Origin of the sequence: Stenotrophomonas sp. CASM106, from assembly GCF_049384825.1 — a bacterium.
GTDB classification, from domain to species: domain Bacteria; phylum Pseudomonadota; class Gammaproteobacteria; order Xanthomonadales; family Xanthomonadaceae; genus Stenotrophomonas; species Stenotrophomonas muris.
In genome coordinates this window covers 45,210-62,568 of sequence record NZ_JBMRFS010000015.1, presented here as the reverse complement: position 1 = coordinate 62,568, position 17,359 = coordinate 45,210, and the positions used below count along the sequence as shown (strand labels likewise).

14 protein-coding genes are annotated in these 17,359 nt (G+C 67.5%); 5 read left to right on the top strand and 9 right to left on the bottom strand.

Annotated features, from left to right (window positions below; genetic code table 11):
• The first annotated feature begins 125 nt into the window (after positions 1-125).
• The 4 genes from VG556_RS21485 to VG556_RS21470 all read left to right on the top strand — a co-directional run bounded on the left by VG556_RS21485 (position 126) and on the right by VG556_RS21470 (position 2,683).
• Positions 126-977 (top strand): DUF2145 domain-containing protein, encoded by an 852-nt coding sequence (locus VG556_RS21485; RefSeq protein ID WP_100449278.1) that lies wholly within the window; start codon positions 126-128, stop codon positions 975-977.
• A 19-nt stretch (positions 978-996) separates the two neighbouring features.
• Positions 997-1,500: a hypothetical protein gene (locus VG556_RS21480; RefSeq protein ID WP_181452929.1), complete on the top strand. Its 504-nt coding sequence runs from the start codon at positions 997-999 to the stop codon at positions 1,498-1,500.
• A gap of 31 nt (positions 1,501-1,531) precedes the next feature.
• A complete protein-coding gene (locus tag VG556_RS21475) occupies positions 1,532-2,047 on the top strand; it encodes a hypothetical protein (protein ID WP_053496435.1) in 516 nt (171 codons plus the stop codon).
• Positions 2,048-2,122: 75 nt separating this feature from the next.
• A complete protein-coding gene (locus tag VG556_RS21470) occupies positions 2,123-2,683 on the top strand; it encodes a queuosine precursor transporter (RefSeq protein ID WP_100449276.1) in 561 nt (186 codons plus the stop codon).
• A gap of 373 nt (positions 2,684-3,056) precedes the next feature.
• On the opposite strand, the gene glnE is transcribed toward VG556_RS21470, so the two are convergent.
• Positions 3,057-5,852, bottom strand: coding sequence for a bifunctional [glutamate--ammonia ligase]-adenylyl-L-tyrosine phosphorylase/[glutamate--ammonia-ligase] adenylyltransferase (glnE, locus tag VG556_RS21465; RefSeq protein WP_100449275.1), 2,796 nt, complete (start codon positions 5,850-5,852; stop codon positions 3,057-3,059).
• A 387-nt stretch (positions 5,853-6,239) separates the two neighbouring features.
• Here glnE and VG556_RS21460 point away from each other — a divergent pair, with 387 nt between their 5' ends.
• Positions 6,240-7,754, top strand: a complete 1,515-nt coding sequence (locus tag VG556_RS21460) for an acetyl-CoA hydrolase/transferase family protein (RefSeq protein WP_100449274.1) — start codon at positions 6,240-6,242, stop codon at positions 7,752-7,754.
• Between the two features lie 75 nt (positions 7,755-7,829).
• On the opposite strand, the gene hglS is transcribed toward VG556_RS21460, so the two are convergent.
• The 8 genes from hglS to VG556_RS21420 form a co-directional block, all read right to left on the bottom strand.
• Positions 7,830-9,194 (bottom strand): 2-oxoadipate dioxygenase/decarboxylase HglS, encoded by a 1,365-nt coding sequence (hglS, locus tag VG556_RS21455; RefSeq protein ID WP_014645724.1) that lies wholly within the window; start codon positions 9,192-9,194, stop codon positions 7,830-7,832.
• A 160-nt stretch (positions 9,195-9,354) separates the two neighbouring features.
• Positions 9,355-9,843 (bottom strand): hypothetical protein, encoded by a 489-nt coding sequence (locus VG556_RS21450; protein ID WP_100449273.1) that lies wholly within the window; start codon positions 9,841-9,843, stop codon positions 9,355-9,357.
• A 31-nt stretch (positions 9,844-9,874) separates the two neighbouring features.
• Positions 9,875-10,627: an HAD family hydrolase gene (locus VG556_RS21445; protein ID WP_014645722.1), complete on the bottom strand. Its 753-nt coding sequence runs from the start codon at positions 10,625-10,627 to the stop codon at positions 9,875-9,877.
• Between the two features lie 95 nt (positions 10,628-10,722).
• Positions 10,723-11,133, bottom strand: a complete 411-nt coding sequence (locus tag VG556_RS21440; RefSeq protein ID WP_014035758.1) for an EF-hand domain-containing protein — start codon at positions 11,131-11,133, stop codon at positions 10,723-10,725.
• Positions 11,134-11,365: 232 nt separating this feature from the next.
• Positions 11,366-11,737 (bottom strand): hypothetical protein, encoded by a 372-nt coding sequence (locus VG556_RS21435; protein WP_049405516.1) that lies wholly within the window; start codon positions 11,735-11,737, stop codon positions 11,366-11,368.
• Between the two features lie 363 nt (positions 11,738-12,100).
• A complete protein-coding gene (locus tag VG556_RS21430) occupies positions 12,101-12,814 on the bottom strand; it encodes a M15 family metallopeptidase (protein WP_049441432.1) in 714 nt (237 codons plus the stop codon).
• Positions 12,747-14,333: a serine hydrolase gene (locus VG556_RS21425; protein WP_100449272.1), complete on the bottom strand. Its 1,587-nt coding sequence runs from the start codon at positions 14,331-14,333 to the stop codon at positions 12,747-12,749. The genes VG556_RS21430 and VG556_RS21425 overlap by 68 nt, the downstream gene beginning before the upstream one ends.
• Positions 14,321-17,320 (bottom strand): TonB-dependent receptor, encoded by a 3,000-nt coding sequence (locus VG556_RS21420; RefSeq protein WP_049405521.1) that lies wholly within the window; start codon positions 17,318-17,320, stop codon positions 14,321-14,323. The genes VG556_RS21425 and VG556_RS21420 overlap by 13 nt, the downstream gene beginning before the upstream one ends.
• Between the last annotated feature and the right edge of the window lie 39 nt (positions 17,321-17,359).

Genomic DNA, 17,359 nt, shown 5'->3' with positions numbered 1-17,359 from the left:
GATCATACGCTGCTCAGCGCAGCGGCCGGCACTACCCGATTGCGCGGCGCAAGGGCGTGGATCGCCCGCTGCGCTGAGCAGCGTATGATCGGCGCGCGGGCCTGCCCGCCGTTGAAGGTACCGACATGGATCGTTTTTCCCGCCTGCCCCGCGCCGCGCTGCTGATCGCCAGCCTGCTGGCGACCGCACCGGCCTGGGCCAACAGCACCGCCTGCCGCGAGCGCTACCCCAGCGTGGCATCGCAGGCGGCGATGCTGGACGTGGCCTGGACCACCGCCGAACGCCTGGACGCGCTGCCCGATGTGGACGTGGTGGTGGCCGCGCGCGGTGGCCAGGACCTGAGCCGCTATGGCCTGCGCCACAGCCACCTGGCCTTCCTGCTGCGCGAGGACGACGGCCGCTGGCGCGCGATGCACCTGCTCAACCGCTGCAAGACCGACAGCTCGCAGCTGTACCACGAGGGCCTCGGCAACTTCGTCGGCGAGAGCGGCGGCCATACCGACCTGCGCATGGGCGTGCCGTCGGCCCCCTTGCGTGCCGCACTGCGCGCGATGCTGGTGCCGCCGTCGATCCAGCCCAAGGCGCTGCACGAAACCAAGTACAACGTGGTCGCCTACCCGTTCGCCACCGACTACCAGAACTCCAACCAGTGGGTGCTGGAAGTGCTGGCGGCGGCGATGGCGCAGGCCGAAGGCGCGCCGGCCATCGTCAAGCGCGAACAGGCACAGCAGTGGCTGCGCCAGCAGAAGTACCAGCCCAGCGTGCTGCATATCGGCCTGGGCAAGCGCGTGGGTGCGCGCCTGTTCGTGGCCAACGCCACCACCACCGACCATCCGGCCGGCGAACGCATCTCCGGCAACTATTCGGTGGTGACGGTGGAATCGGTGTTCGACTTCCTGCACCAGCGCAGCCAGCTGCAGCAGGAACTGGTGATCCCCCATGTGCCGGTGGCCGGTGCCACCGCCGCCTCGCCCTGAATCCCGCAAGGAGAACGACATGCGTCTGCTGCACAACTCCCTGGTATCGATGCTGATCGTCACCGCGCTGGCCTGGTCATCGGCCGCCCATGCCGAACGCCGCATCGTGATCATCCATGGCCCGGGCCCGCAGGGACCGAGCCTGGAAATGTCCACGCAGATGGTGGCCTCGGTCCGCGCCGCCGCGGCGAAGGAAGCCCAGGATGCCGCCGATGCCGGCCAGCCGCTGGCCCGCCCGCAGCAGATCAAGCTGCCGCAGATGGAGGTGAGCGCGATTGCCACCACCGTCGACGGCCGCCGCGAAGTGCTGCTGCGCGATGCCAACGACCCGCAGAACACCGCATCGATGCAGTACCCGCGCGGCATCGGCGATCCTGCCGTGCAGTTCACCGTGGGCCAGACCGTGAACTTCGAACCGACCGGCGCGGACCAGGGCTGGCAGTTGAAGGACAACCAGGGCCGCCCGTTGGAATACCTGCCCGAGGCCACCGGCCCGCGCGACATCTTTGACACCCGGCGCTGAGCCGCCGCCCCACGCTGACCAGGAGGTCTCCATGTTCCGTTGCCTGCGCGCTCCCACCACTGCATTGCTGCTCTCGGCGCTGCTGGTGCCCACCGTCCATGCCGGCGCCGCGCCGCAGTTGAACAGCAGCGAGGCCAGCGTGATCGTGACCTCATTCGTGGTGCTGTCGCTGCCGATGGCGGCCTCGATGGGCCTGTCCGAACTGTCCAAGGCGCCGTTCAAGGCCAGCGAACGCAATGCCAGGGCGACCCGCACCAAGGCGGTGCCGCTGCCGCCAATGGAAGTGAAGAAGGTGGAGACCACGCCCACGGGCGAACGCCAGGTGCAGTTGCAGGTACCGGACAAGGCCGACCACACCGCCACCCTGCGCTGGCCGGTGCAGCCGCCGGGCGAGAACCCGACTGCAGCCTTCGTGGTCGGGCAACGGGTGCATTTCGACCCCACCGAGGCCGGTGCCGGCTGGAACGTGAAGAGCGCGCAGGGCCAGACCCTGGCCTATGTGCCGACGGCCTATGCCGCCGGTGATGTGATGAGTGAAGCGCTGTAAAGCTGAACGAGCGGTTTTGGCTTTGCCGCAGGCCGGGCGGATAATGGGCGATCCCCTCTGTCCCCCTGGCTCGCCATGTCCGTGCGTCCTGCCCCTCTGTTTGCCCCGCTGACCCCGCGCGCCCTGGTGCTGGCGGTACTGGCCATGGGTGCAGTGGTGCTGCTGTCCAACGTGCTGGTGCAGTACCCGATCAACGACTGGCTGACCTGGGGCGCCTTCAGCTATCCGGTCGCGTTCCTGGTCAGCAACCTGATCAACCGCCGCTTCGGCCCGGGCCCGGCGCGCCGCGTGGCGTGGATCGGTTTCGCGGTGGCGGTGCTGCTGTCGATCTGGGTGGCCACCCCGCGCATCGCCATTGCCTCGTGCTCGGCGTTCATCGTGGCCCAGCTGCTGGACATCACCGTGTTCGACCGCCTGCGCCGCGGCAGCTGGTGGCGCGCACCGATGGTGGCCACCACCTGCAGCGCGACGGTGGATACCACCCTTTTCTGGTCGATCGCGTTTGCCGGTTCTACCTTGCCGTGGGTGAGCTGGGCCGCCGGCGACCTGGCAGTGAAGCTGGCGATCGGTATTTGCCTGCTAGCCCCGTTCCGCGCGCTGCTGTGGAAGATGGCGCCGCTGCGCGCCGCCAGCTGACCGCCATTGATCCGGTGGGTGCCGACCGTTGGTCGGCACGCCCTGCAGAACTCATCGCTGCCGACAGATTGTGCCGACCAACGGTCGGCACCTACCAGGAGCGGGCATCGCAGGGCCATTGATCCGGTAGTCGCCAACCTTGGTTGGCGCTTGGCATTCATGCCAACCAAGGTTGGCATCTACCAACGGCGTGCCATCGAAGGGCCATTGATCCGGTGGGTGCCGACAGATTGTGCCGACCAACGGTCGGCACCTACCAGGAGCGGGTCATCGCAGGGCCATTGATCCGGTAGTCGCCAACCTTGGTTGGCGCTTTGCATTCATGCCAACCAAGGTTGGCATCTACCAACGGTAGTCCTCCGCCATCCGGCACTCAGGCGAACGGCAGCTCTGCCGCTCTGCACGCCGCCGCAATCGCTGCACACGCCTCTTCAATCGCCGGCGTGGTCGGGGCCAGCCGCGGGCGGCGGTCCAGCGTGCAGGCCAGGCCCACGTCCAACAGCGTGGCGTGCGCGCCATGCAGCGTCTGCGCAGTGGCATCCGGCAGGAAACCAGCACCAGCCAACGCGTCGATCAACGACGGCGTATCGCGCGGCTGCAGCAACGCCACGTGCCGCGCACTGCGCGCAAGCACACCGGTCTGCAGCAGGAATTCCAGGTCCACCACGCCGCCAGCACCTTGCTTCAGGTCCAGCCGTGCGGCGTCGCTGCGGTCCAGTTCGGTGCGCATGCGCCCACGCATCTTCAGCACGTCGGCATACAGCACACCCATGTCGCGCTCACGCCCCAGCGTCTGTGCACGCACCTGCTCGAAATCGGCCAGCAGGCTGGCATCGCCGGCCACGCCACGCGCGCGCACCAGCGCCTGGTGTTCCCAGGTCCACGCACGTTCGCGCTGGTATTCGGTGTAACTGGCCAGCGAAGACACCAGCGAACCCTTGCCACCATCCGGGCGCAGGCGCACATCGATGTCGTACAGGCGGCCGGCGGCGGTGACCGCACCGAGCAGCGCCATCACCTTCTGCGCCAGCCGCGCATACCAGCGCCCCGGCTCCAGCGGACGCGGGCCGTCGCTGGCCTCCACGCCGGCCGGGTTGTCGTGCAGGAATACCAGGTCCAGGTCGGAACCGAAGCCCAGTTCAAGCCCGCCGAGGCTGCCGTAGCCGATGATCGCGAAACGTCCACCGGGAATCGCGCCGTGCGCGGCGCGCATGTCCGCCTCGGCCATCGCCAGCACGGTGACCACCACCGCCTGCGCCAGTTCGGCCAGTTGCCGCGTGCTGTCCACCGCGCCCTGGCGGCCGTCCAGCGTGGCCATCGCCATGCGGAAACTGAGCGCCAGCCGCGTCTCGTTGAGCCAGCGCAGTGCCGATTCGGGATCTTCCACCGCCAGCACCTGCTGGCATTCGGCCAGCATGCCGGCCGCATCGGGCATCGGCCCGGACACGCGCACATCCAGCAGTTCATCCAGCAGCAGCGGATACGCGACCAGCCGCTCGGCCAGCAGCGCGCTGCGCGCCAGCACATCGACCAGACGCGCCAGCGCGCTCGGTTGTTCGTCCAGCAGCGCGAGATAGCTGGTCCGGCGCAGCACCGCCTGCAGCAGGCCAAGCACGCGCTTGAGCGCGGCATCAGGCTGCGGCGAACGCGTGGCCGCATGCAGCAGCGCCGGCAGTACGCGATCCAGCCGTGCACGCGCGGCGTCGGACAAGGACTTCACGCCGGTGCCCTGGGCGAAATCGCGCAGCGACTGGTCGGCGCCATTGGCATCGAGGAAACCGGCTTCCGCCAGCAGTGGCGCGTTGCTGCCCTCGGGCAGGCTGCGCCAGTAGTTGGCCAGCGCGTCGGGCGCGGCCTGGCCCTTGCGCGGGGCCAGCAGCGCGGCGAATTCGGTGCTGACCCGCTGCTGCTGTTCGGCCAGGGCCGCGCGCAGTACCTCCCAATCCGGGTAGCCGAGGCCGATGGCAATGCGCGCGCGGTCCAGCGCGTCGCTGGGCAGCACGTGGGTCTGCGCGTCGCGCAGCATCTGCAGGCGGTTCTCCAACCGGCGCAGGAACAGGTAGGCCTCGCGCAGCGCAGCGCCATCGTCGGGCGCAATCTGTCCGGCGGCCACCAGCGCGTCCAGTGCCACCAGCAGGCGGCGCTCGCGCAGCGCGGGCTCGCGGCCACCGCGGATCAGCTGCAGCGCCTGGCACAGGAACTCGATTTCGCGGATGCCACCGGCGCCGCGCTTGATGTCTTCGTGCAGCTCGCGGCGCGCGACTTCGGCGGTGATCGCCGCCTTCATCTCACGCAGGCCGTCGAGCGCGGTGAAATCCAGGTAGCGGCGGTATACGAATGGGCGCAGGGTCTGCAACCACGCTTCGCCGGCGTCGATGTCGCCGGCCACCGCGCGCGCCTTCAGCCACGCATAGCGCTCCCAGTCGCGGCCTTCGCGCTGGAAGTACTGATCCATCGCCGCGAACGACAGCGCGACGCGACCGGCGCTGCCGAACGGGCGCAGGCGCAGGTCGACGCGGTGGCTGAAGCCATCGACCGTGGTTTCGTCCAGCAGCTTGGCCAGGCGCTGGCCGAGGCGGGCGAAATACTCCTCGGCGGCCAGCGCGCGCGGACCGTCGGATTCGCCGCCCTGCGGGTATGCATAGACCAGGTCGATATCGGAACTGAAGTTGAGCTCGCCACCGCCGAGCTTGCCCAGGCCGAATACCACCAGCTGTTGGGGAACGCCTGCGCCATCGCGGACCACGCCGTGCCGCTGTGCGAATTCCTGCTGCAGGGCGTCCAGCGCCAGCCGCAGGCAATCCTCGGCCAGGGTGGTGGCGCCGGCCAGGGTCTGCGCCACGTCGTCCAGCCCGGCCAGGTCGCGCCAGATCAGCCGCGTGGACATCGCGGTGCGCCAGCGCCGCAGCTGTGCCGGCCAGTCGCTGGGTTGCAGCGGATCGAGCACCGGCGCCGGGATCGGCGGGCAGCCGGGCGCGGCCAGCTGCGCCAGCAGCGCCGGTTGCCGCACCAGGGTGTCCAGCGCGAAGTCGCTGGCCACCGCCAGCCGGGTCAGCAGCGGCAGCAGCTCGGCAGGAACAGGCTCGGGCAGGACCTGGGCCAGGCGCGCCAGGGCGCGGTCGACAAGGGGCTGCAGGGTGGCGGGCAGGTCAGCGGTGGCGAGGGTCATGCGCTGATTCTCGCGGGGTCGGATCCCTTTGCCAACGGCGAAGGGCTCTGACCCCGAGGTGCCGCCGGTTGATGCCGCTGCTGGGGTCAGAGCCTTTTTGCCCTTGGCAAAAGGATCCGACCCCGAAGGGGTGCCGCGCATTCATACTGGGCGGCAGGCAACAAAAAAGCCCGCTTGCAGCGAACTGCCAGCGGGCTCTGCTCCCTCCCCCACGTCGGGATGCAGGGCCATCGTGCGGGCTGCGAAAGCACTTTGCACGCTGCACTGCAAAACAAAACCGGTGGGTATGGGTGACCCCGGTGGGGAAAAGCCATTCCACGAAGGTAGAACCCCCCGTACGGATGAGGATGGCCGATAATCGGGTTTCCCCCCAGAAACACTGTCGTCATGTCTGTTGATCGCATCGCCAACGCGCGTCTTCGTGACCGCGTGGTCTCCGCCGAGGCCGCAGCCGCGCTGATCCAGCCCGGTGAAACCGTGGCCATGAGCGGCTTTACCGGCTCCGGGTATCCCAAGGCCGTTCCCGTGGAACTGGCCCGCCGCATCGAAGCGGTGCACGCCCAGGGCCAGCCCTTCCAGATCAAGCTGATGACCGGCGCCTCCACCGCGCCGGAACTCGATGGCGCGCTGGCCAAGGCCGATGGCATCGCCATGCGCATGCCGTTCCAGAGCGATCCGGATGCGCGCAACCGCATCAACGAGGGCAAGCTGGATTACATCGACATCCACCTCAGCCACGTCGCCCAGCACGTGTGGTTCGGCTTCTACGGCGAGATCGATACCGCCGTGATCGAAGTCTCGGCCATCCGCGAAGATGGCTCGCTGGTGCCCTCCACCTCGGTCGGCAACAACAAGACCTGGCTGGACCTGGCCAAGAAGGTGATCGTCGAGGTCAACGAATGGCAACCGGCCGGCGTCGACGGCATGCACGACATCTACTACGGCACCGCGCTGCCACCGCACCGCAAGCCGATTCCGCTGGTGAACGCCAACGACCGCATCGGCGACACCGCGCTGCGCTGCGACCCGGACAAGATCGTGGCCGTGGTGCGCACCAACGGCCCGGACCGCAACAGCCCGTTCAGTCCGATCGATGCGACCAGCGAACAGATCGCCTCGCACCTGATCGAGTTCCTCAAGCACGAGGTGAAGAAGGGCCGCCTGCCGCCGAACCTGCTGCCGCTGCAGTCGGGCGTGGGCAACATCCCCAACGCCGTGCTGGCCGGCCTGGCCAAGAGTGGTTTCCGCGACCTGGCCGCGTTCACCGAAGTGATCCAGGACGGCATGCTCGACCTGCTGCGCGATGGCGTGCTGAGCTACGCCTCGTGTACCGGCTTCGCGCTGAGCCCGCAGGCCAACGAGACGTTCAAGGAGAACATCGATTTCTACCGCGAGCGCATCATCATGCGCACGCAGGAGATCTCCAACCATCCGGAACTGGTGCGCCGCCTGGGCTGCATCGGCATGAACGGCATGATCGAGGTGGACATCTACGGCAACGTCAACTCGACGCACGTGATGGGCACGCGGATCATGAACGGCATTGGCGGTTCGGGTGACTTCGCCCGCAACGGTTTCCTGTCGGCGTTCCTGAGCCCGTCCACTGCCAAGAACGGCACCATCTCGGCGATCGTGCCGATGGCCAGCCATGTCGACCACACCGAGCACGACGTGTCGGTGATCGTCACCGAACAGGGCCTGGCCGACCTGCGTGGCCTGACCCCACGCAAGCGCGCGCAGGTGCTGATCGACAACTGCGCGCACCCGGATTTCCGCCAGCAGCTGCAGGATTACTTCGACCGTGCCAGCCGCGAAAGCTACGGCAAGCACACCCCGCACCTGTTGCCCGAAGCACTGTCGTGGCACCAGCGCTGGCTGGATACGGGCACGATGAAGGGCTGACCCCAGGTCCGGACATCGGGTAGAGCCGGCCGCTGGCCGGCTTCCCCTACAGCCGGCCAGCGCCCGGCTCTACCTTCACGCGGTGCGCAGCGCCGCCAGCGACTCAGCCTGCAGCCGCTCGTAGATCTCGAACTCGTCATTCACCGCCACGCCCAGCGCCTGCTCGAAGGCCTCGCGGTTGGCGTGCGCGGCATACGCGCGCTGTTCTTCACCGCCCAGGTTCGACTGGAAGATGCCCGCGGCACTGACCGGCAGGAAATCCTCGTAGACGATCGGATCGGCCGTGGCCAGGCCGGCGGCCACCAGCACTTCGGCAGGCAGATCGGCCACGCGTTCCGGCGCGGCGCGGCCGGCGTCGGTCAGCTGGTAGCGGTAGTAGCCCAATCCTTCCTGGCGCAGCGTGTCATGGTCATCCGGGAAGCTGGCGAACACCGCCTGCAGGCGCTGCCCGTAGTCGCCACCGGTACTGCCTTCGCCACCGGCATCGCGTGCCTGCGACAGCAGCTGGTCGTACAGCGCGCGGCCCTTCGGGGTGAGCGCAAGGCCGCGTTGTTCGATCTCGCCGAAGCGCGCGGTATGGGTGCCGGCATCGCCACCGTCCGCATCCGGGAAATGCACGGCCTCTTCCAGCGCCTTGAAGCTGGTCTGGCGCAGCAGGATCGGGCAGGCGCGGCGCGGCGGCCCTTCGATCACCGCCTTGGCCGCCATGCCGTGCTCGATCATTGCCGCCTGCGCCGCGTCGATGTCCAGCGTGCGCGGGGTCAGGTGGTTGATGTGCGGGCCACGGAAACTGACCACGTCGGCCACCAGGCGGTGCGCATTGTGCAGCGCGTGGTAGGTCGGCAGATCGACCGTGGCATCGCCGTGCCAGCGGAAGGTTTCCAGTGCTTCGTCGACGAAGCGCTCGGCGTCGGCCTGCGACAGGCCACCGTCACGCTCGGCCTGGTCGATCAGCGCCAGTGCGCCGTCGGTGAAAATGCGGCGGCGTGCCAGGATCTTCGCCGACTCGGCACGCAGGGTTTCGTCTTCGATCAGCTCCAGGCGCAGCAGCGAGGTGAACACGCGGAACGGATTCTGCGCCAGCGCGGCGCCGGTCAGCGGGCGGAACGCGGTGGAGTGCACCGGCACGCCGGCTACCGACAGGTCGTAGTAGCCGACCGGGTACATGCCCATCACCGCGAACAGGCGGCGCAGCGTCGCCAGCTCCTGCGCGGTGCCGACGCGGATCGCGCCATGGCGCTCTTCGTCCAGGCGCGCACGCTCGTCGTTGCGCTGCAGCTGCGCGGCCAGTGCCGGGTCCTGGGCAAGCACCTGCGCGTTGATCCGCTCCACCAGTTCCACCAGCGTGCCGTACAGCGGCACTTCGGTGCGGTACATGCGGGACATGGCCTGCGCGAACAGGCGGCGGATCACATCAGGCGAAACGAAAGAGGCGCTCATCAGTCACTCGATTACGGGAACGGGGAACAGCTCGGACCCGTATTGTCGCCGGAGCGCGCGGCGGCGGCGATACGCAGAGCAACATGGCCGGGTAGTGCCGGCCGCTGGCCGGCAACCTCCTGATGCCTGTAAGGGTGCAGTTGCCGGCCAACGGCCGGCACTACCGCTTCAACTGGCGCTTCAGGGTGGCATCCAGGGTGATCGGCCGGTCCCAGTGCTGGTAGCTGGCCACGATGGCATGCCGCACAGCGCGGTAATGCAGGTTGTCCGGCTTGGCCGGCATGCGCTTCACCACCGCTTCCCAGCCGCCCTCCGGGTCCTGGCTGAAGGCGCGCACGCTGTCGCGGCAGGTCTGGCCGCTGGCCTTGGCCCAGAAGCAGGCGAAATAGATATCCCCGGCCTGCCAGCCATGGGTGGTGAACAGCGCATTGATGTAGCCGCGGGGGACATCGGCGTAGCGCGACACTTCATCGAGGAAGGCATCGGGGTAGCGTTCGGCGTAATGGTTGATGTCCTGCAACTGGGCATCAACCCAGCTGTCGCCGGTTGCCACCTCATACGCAGCCGAACGCTCGGCGGTCTGCTGGGCCGGCACGGTGGCCGGCGCCAGCAGCAGGGACAACAACAGCGCGCGCAGTCGAACGTTCATGCCACGATTCTGCCGCAGCTGCCGGGCCCTGTCAGGCCGCCGCAGCGGCCTTGGCCTCGATCGCCGCCAGTGCGGCCGGCCAGTCGTGGGCGGTATCGGCGGTGACCATGCGCGGTTCGTCGTCGGCCACGCCGTGCTGGGTCTCATGGGCCCAGGTCACTGCGTACGGGGTATGCACGCCCCAGCCACCCAGGGTCACCACCGGCTCGATGTCCGAGCGCAGCGAGTTGCCGACCATCACGAAGCGCTGCATCGGCAGTTCGAATTCGGCCAGCACGCGGGCGTAGGTTTCCGGGTCCTTCTCGGAAACGATCTCGATGCGCGGGAACAGCTCGGCCAGGTTGGCGACCTTGATCTTCGCCTCTTGGTGGAACAGATCGCCCTTGGTGATCAGCACTACCGGGTAGTGCTCGGCGATGGCCGCCACGGCTTCGCGCACACCGTCGATCAGTTCCACCGGGTGGCGCAGGGTATCGTGGCCGATATCCAGAATGCGCTGGATGTCCTTGGCCTCGATGCGCTGGCCGGTGATGTCGATGGCCGCTTCGATCATCGACAGGGTCATGCTCTTCACGCCGTAGCCGAAGGTGCCCAGGTGGCGCTGCTGAACTTCCAGCAGGTGGCGCGCGGTCTGGGTGTCGTGCACGTCGACATAGCGCGACAGCAGGTCAAGGTAATCCTGCTCGGCCTTGCGGTAGTAGTCCTCGCTCTTCCACAGCGTGTCGTCACCGTCAAAACCGACCAGGCCGATGGCGCGCGACGGCGCAGGCGTGGACGTGTTCATCGGCCAAGGATACAGGGGTGGCGATGACGAGAAAAACCCGGGCGGCCGCAGCCGCCCGGGTCCCCATGCACCGGTCTTCCCGAATCAGGTCTGGATCAGCGGCCCTGCGCCGCGCCGGCACCCGCACCGGCCTGCTGCGCGGCCACGTAGGCCTTGTACTCGTCGGCGCTCAGCTCGCCGTCCTTGTTGGTATCGGCCTGGTCGAACACCTGGGCCAGGCCGGCGTTCACCTGCGCCTCGGTCTTGCTGATGGTGCCGTTGCCATCGGTATCGATGCTGGCCCAGGTCTGGCCACCACCGTTGGCCTGCGCCGAGGCCGCTGCGGCCGCATCGGTCGCCTGGTCAGCCGCCTGCCCGGCCTGTGCTGCCGCCTGCTGGGCCTGCGCCGCTTCATTCTGCGCATGTGCGGCCTGCTGCTTGGCCGACTGGGCCATCGCCGGAATGGCCAGCACGCTGCCAGCGGCGACGATCAGGGCGATCAGGGGCTTGCGGTTGCGAATAGTCATCAGGGGTGTCTCCTGCATATTGGGTGGTGTTGCGCGGCCTGTTGTTTCCGCACGGCACCTACCCTGCCACCGCGTTTCTGAATCGATTTTGGGCCGCGACCGGCCTCCACACGCACGATTAACCACTCGCATCCACGCATGCTTTAGCGCGCTGGTTAGCGAGGAGTGAGCGGCTCATAAGATGCGCATTCAACGCCTCTGCATTTAACCGGCAGGCAACGAAAAACCTGCGTCAGTCGACGGTTTTTTCCGATGACCGCGAACTGAACAACACCCATCCCAAGGCGACACCGGCGAGCGCGCCGGCGATTTCCAGCACCACGCGACTGCCAAGCTCGTTCGGATCGTGGATGGTGGCCAGGAACAGGCGCGCGTACAGCGGTGACTCCAGTCGCACGATGCCCATGTAGAACAGCTTCCACGCATCGATGCCAGCGGAGGCCACCACCGAGATGACGCAGGCCCAGCCGATGGCATGGCCCATCGACCAGTGCAGCAGCCGGCACAGTCGCGACCACAGGAAGTACACCAGCAGGCCGACCAGCAGCGCGATGGCGCCGGCTTCCAGGGTGCCGAGCAGGCCGAAGTGCAGGGGAAGGTTCATCGGGTGGGCTGGGATGAGAAGGCGGCCAGTGTAAGGGATCTGCGCCGGACCCAATCGGCAGCCACAGTGGATCCACCATGCGTGGATGAATCTCCATCCAAATCGAATATCCCGACGATTGAACAAGGAGCAGCCGAGCATGGGCTCGGCTCTACAACGGACCACGCGGGAAACTGTCAGAGGCGGGGCGGTGCCGGAATGCGGGGTGTCAGCCGCATGGATGCGGCTGCCAAGCCTCCATGGACGGATTTACGGCGTCCCCGCACTCCGGCACCGCCCCGCCAACCCACGGAAAGCAAGCTGTTGCTGTTGCTGTTGCTGCTCCAGATTCTGCAGGTGCAGGACGCAGCCCTGCCGATGCCCCTACCGTACCGGGACGTCGTACGCGGTGCCGGGATCCGGTTCGGGCTGCAGGGTGTAGTGCCACCACTCCTGCGGATAGTTGACGAAGCCCCGCCGCGCCATCGCGCGCACCAGCTGCTGGCGATTGGCCTGTTGCGCATCGCTCAATCCGCTTGCCTGCGTATGCGCGCGTGGACCGAAGAAATCGAAGTCGGTGGCCATGTCCAGCGGCGTGCATGCACCGCTGCGGCAATCCAGCAGGCCCAGATCAACCGTGGCGCCACGACTATGGCCAGAGCGCTCGGCGATGTAGCCGTCGGCCAGCAACCGTGGTTTGTCCAGGTCCGGGTACTGCTGTGCCTTGCGCGAGCGCTCGCGCGGATCGTTCACCCAGGCCATGAACGCCTGCACCGAACGCACCGGCCGGTAGCAGTCGTAGAGCCGCAGGCCGAAGCCATCGCCGCGCAGGTCCTGTTCCACCTGTGCCAGCGCCTTCGCCACCGGCGCCAGCAGATAACACGATGGCGCCTCGTAGCCGGGCACGCGCGCCCCGGTGAAGTTGTTGGCACCGGCGTAGCGGATGTCCAGGTCGATGCGCGGCGACAACGTGCGGATCTCCACCAGTCCGGCGCTGGCCGCGTCGGCTGCCGGTGAAACGCGCGGTGGCTCAGCGGCGCGGGTGGTCGCCGCCAGCGCAGTCGCCAGTACGAGTGAAATGCAGGTCCTGGAAGTCATAGCTGAAGTCGATGTCCGGGTCGATGGCGCGCAGGTCCAGCGTCGGTGCCGGGGCTTCGCCTGGCTGCAACCACGCCTGCGCCTCGTCGCCCAGCGTATCCCAGCGCAGCAGCCAGCGCCCCTGCAGCTGCAGCACCGTGGCCTGCAGCCGGGGCGACTTGTCCACGCTGAAACGCAGGCCGTCCTTGCCCGGGCAAAGCGAGGCCGCGCCCAGCCACGGATCGCGGTAGCGGCCCTGCCAGCGGGACAGGTCCGTGCGGCTCGTCTCCTGCGCCGCCGCGGTGGATGGCCGCGAATGGCCGGTCGCGGCCCGCGTTGCCTGGTCAGCCTTCAGTTCGGCCAGGTATTCCATCGCCGGGCGCGCATCGTCCGCTGCGGTGAAGCGCTTCAGCGCGGCCTGCATCAGGGCCGTGCGTGCGTCCTCGCCTTCGCCGTTGATCAGCATCACCACGCCCACCCGGCGTTCAGGCAGCAGCGCCAGCGACGAGTACATGCCTGACAGCGTGCCGGTGTGCGCCACTTTCCACTGGCCGTCCATGTCAGACACGCGCCAGCCATAGCCGTAGCCGTAGAAATGCGCGTTGTCCCAGCGCCGCTGGCGCTCGCCCAGCGGCATCGGCATGTGCAGGGTCCACAGCGTGCGCCGCTGCTCGCTGCCCAGCCAGTCCGGCATCAGCGCGGGATCCAGCAGCACCTGCATCCAGCGCGTCATGTCGCGCAGTGAACAACGGATGCCGCCGGCCGCCATCGACGGCACGTCCGGGCTGGTTTCACCATCGGCGTTCACCACTTCATTGCGTTCGCCACGCCAGGCATGCGGCTGCGCTACGTTGCCCACGCGTTTCACCGACCACGCCCCCACCTGGCAGCGCGTCATGCCCAATGGTTCGAACACCTGCTCGCGCATCAGCTGGTCATACGGCTTGCCGCCCGCCGCAGCGGCCACTTCACCGGCCACCACGTACATCAGGTTGTCGTAGGCATAGTGGCTGCGGAAGCTGCTGACCGGCTTGAGATGCGCCAATGCGGCGATGATGTCGGCACGGGTAAACGCGTTCGGTTCCGGCCACAGCATCAGGTCGCCGGCGCCCAGGCCCAGGCCGCTGTTGTGGATCAGCAGGTCGCGCACCTGCATCTGCTGGCCCACCCACGCATCGTGCATGCGGAAGCCCGGCAGATGCCGCTGCACCGGATCATCCCAGCGCAGCCTGCCCTGCTGCACCAGCCGCGCCAGCAGTGCAGCAGTCATCGCCTTGCTGTTGGAGGCGATCTTGAACAACGTGTCCTCGTCGATGCGGCCGCCATCGCCACGCGCGCCCTCGGCGTGGCGATAGACCACCTGCCCGTTGTCGACCACCGCCATCGCCAGCCCGGGTAGGTGCTCGTGCTGGACGACGGCAGCGACATCGGCATCGAGGGAGGCGGTCGCGGTGGTCTGTGCCACCGCAACCGGGAACACCGCCAGCGCCGCCGCGCAGACGCAGTTTCGAGCCTGCCGTGCGGGCTTCAGTAGGCCCATGTCACGGTCAACTGCGCATAGCGCGGTGACTGGAAGCCGGTGCCGTAGCGGTACAGCGGGTTCGGCGTGCCGATGCTGTCCTGCGGCTCGTAGTCCTGGTCCACGGTCACCACGCGCTGCTGGTTGAGCACGTTGTACACCGCCAGCTTCAGGCGCAGATCGGTGGGAATCGGCACCTTGTACGAGACGCTCACGTCCAGGTCATAGGTCCAGGGCGTGCGGCCATCGCCACCGCGTGGCGAATGCACGAACACGCGCTGGGACGGAACCGTCGCCTGGCAGTTGGACACGCACACGTAATAGCTGTGGAAGTCGGTGTCGTCGAACGGATTACCGGCGCCGAAGCGGGTAATCGGGCTGCCCGACTGCACGCCCAGCGTAGCCGCCACGCTCAGGTTCTCGGTCAGCGCGTAGCTGCCACGGAACTTGAACTGGTGGCGGCGGTCGTTGGCCAGGTAGCCGTAGCCACCGTAGTTGACCCAGGGGTTGTCGAAGTTCTCGGTGCGCCCTGCATCGGCGAAGTCGGTATCGGAGTTGACCGGGCCTTCTGCGTTGCCGCGCCCGTATGCAAGGGTGTAGGAGGCGTTGAAGCCCCACTTGCCGTCCCAGGCGCGGTCGACCTGCAGTTCCAGCGCCTTGTAGTCACGCTTGGGCTTCACCCAGCCGCGCTGGCCGACATAATTGCCGTTGTCGTCATACAGCGCCCAACCTTCCTTCGAGGTGTCGATGCTGATCCAGCCATCGTTGCGGCCGTCGCAGTCGGTGTCACCCCACACGGTGTTGGTGCGCCCCGGGTTGCCCATGATCCACACGCTGTCGATGGCGCCGCACTGGCCGGTCGCGGTGATGTTCATGTCATCGATGGCATTGTGCAGGCGCCGGTAGGTCACGCTGGCGCCCACCGACCAGGCCTCGTTGATCATCTGCTGGAAGCCCAGGATCGCTTCATCCTGGTAGACCGGGTCCATGTCCCGGTTCACTTCCGCGCGCAGGTCCGGCACGCTGCCGTCGCCCTGCGAGTTGTCCACTGGGCCGATCTGCGCGCCCAGGTTGGGGATGTTGTTGGCTGCGCCGGTGTAGCCGAGGAACTCGTACCAGGTGCGCTCGTCGAGGAAACCACCGGCCTGCTTGATGTTGATGACGTTGGCCACCGGCAGGAAGTATCGGCCCAGGTTGCCGAACACCTTGGTCGTGCCATCGCCGCGCACGTCCCAGGAGAAGCCCAGGCGCGGGGCCAGCATGTCGTCGATCTTGATGTAGCTGCTGCCGTCGCCGCCCTTGTTGTCGAAGGCTTCCAGGCGCAGGCCCATGTTCAGCAGCAGATTCGGCGTCACCTGCCAGTTGTCTTCCAGGTAGTAGGCCGAGTTGATCGTCTCGAAGGCCCCGTCCACTTCATAGCGACGGGTGCGCACGACCACGCCGCTGGCCGGCACCACGCCACCGTTCAGCGAGCTGCCGGGAGTGCGGTAGTAGATGTCGTAGCGGAAGCCGCCCGGGCCCGGATAGGCGCGGCTGTAATCGGAGGTGTTCTCTTCCCGATCCAGGCCGAACCGCAGCAGGTGGTTGCCCAACGTCCATTCGAAGTCCGCGCGCGCGGCCTTGCGCGTGTCCAGCGCCGACTCCAGCTGCGAGCTGCTGGTGCAGCTGCGGTCGCCCTGCAGCGACGGCGGCACGCCCTGGCCGGCCGTGCGGTTGTCGAACACGCGGTTGCAGTTCTGGTCCATCAACGAGCTCTGCACACGGTTGCGCTTGTTCTCGCCGTACATCAGCTTCATGGTCAGGTCGTTGTTGACCTGCCAGCTGTAGGTACCGGACCAGTTCTTGCCACCCACCGTGTTGTAGATCTGGTTGCTGCGCTCGCCCACGGTCTGCCCCGTGGCGTAGTCGTAGGCGTAGACGTCGGTGAGGGTCTTGCTCTTGTCCGAGAAGCCGAACAGCGACAGCATCTGGTTGTCGGTGATCTGCCAATCGATCTTGCCGCCCCAGAACGGATCATCGGCCTTGCCCTGGCTCAGGCGCGTGCCGGCATCATTGGTCGAGGTGGGACGGTAGTCGCGCGCCTCGTACATGCCGAAGAAGAACAGGCGGTCCTGCACCAGCGCACCGGAAGCGAACACATTCAGCGCGCTGCGGCTGTAGTCGTCGCGGCTGGCGGTGATGTAGCGGCTGCCGCTGCCGTCGTAGCGGTCGCGTGCCTGCGACTGCCACGCGCGCGGCTCGAACACCAGTTCGGCACCGGCCTTGAAATCGTTGCTGCCCGAGCGGGTCACCGCATTGATGACGCCGCCGGTGCTGCGCCCGAACTCCACCGAGTAGCCGCCCGTCTTGACCTGGAATTCCTGGTAGAACGAGAACGGCACCGACGAGAAGCCGACCCGGTTGTAGAAGTCGGTGACGTTCAGGCCATTGATGTAGACGGTGTTCTCGGCCACCGACGAACCGCCGAAGGAAATGCCCTGCCCGCCCAGCGACCCCTTGCCCTTCACCGCGCCCGGCGCGAGCAGCGCCACCGCGGTGATGTCACGGTCCACTGGCAGGCGCGACAGCTCCTCGCGGGTGATGTTGGTGGCCGACTCGGTGGACTTCACATCCACCATCGACACCACCTGCGGCGCCCGCACTTCGACCGTGCCCAGGGTACTGACCGCACCCAGCGGCACGTTCACCGTGGTCGCGCTGCCGAGACTGACCGTCACCTGGCCGACACGGCTGGCGCCTCCACCCGGCAGGCTCACCTCCATGTCATAGGTGCCGACGGGCAGCAGCGGAATGCGGTAGCTGCCGTTGGCTTCGGCCTGCACGGAGCGCACGAAGCCCGTTGCCGGGTTGCGTACGGTCACCGTGGCACCGGCCGGTACCTGGCCGGCATCGCTGACCAGCCGGCCGACCACTGAACCATCCTGTGCAAATGCGCTGGGCGCGATCACGCCCAGACACGCCCCGAGAGCGACGCACAACGCCGCCCGCTTGATGCTGTAAGCCTTCATCCCCTGCTCTCTCCTGCAAGAATTGAATGGTGTGGAATG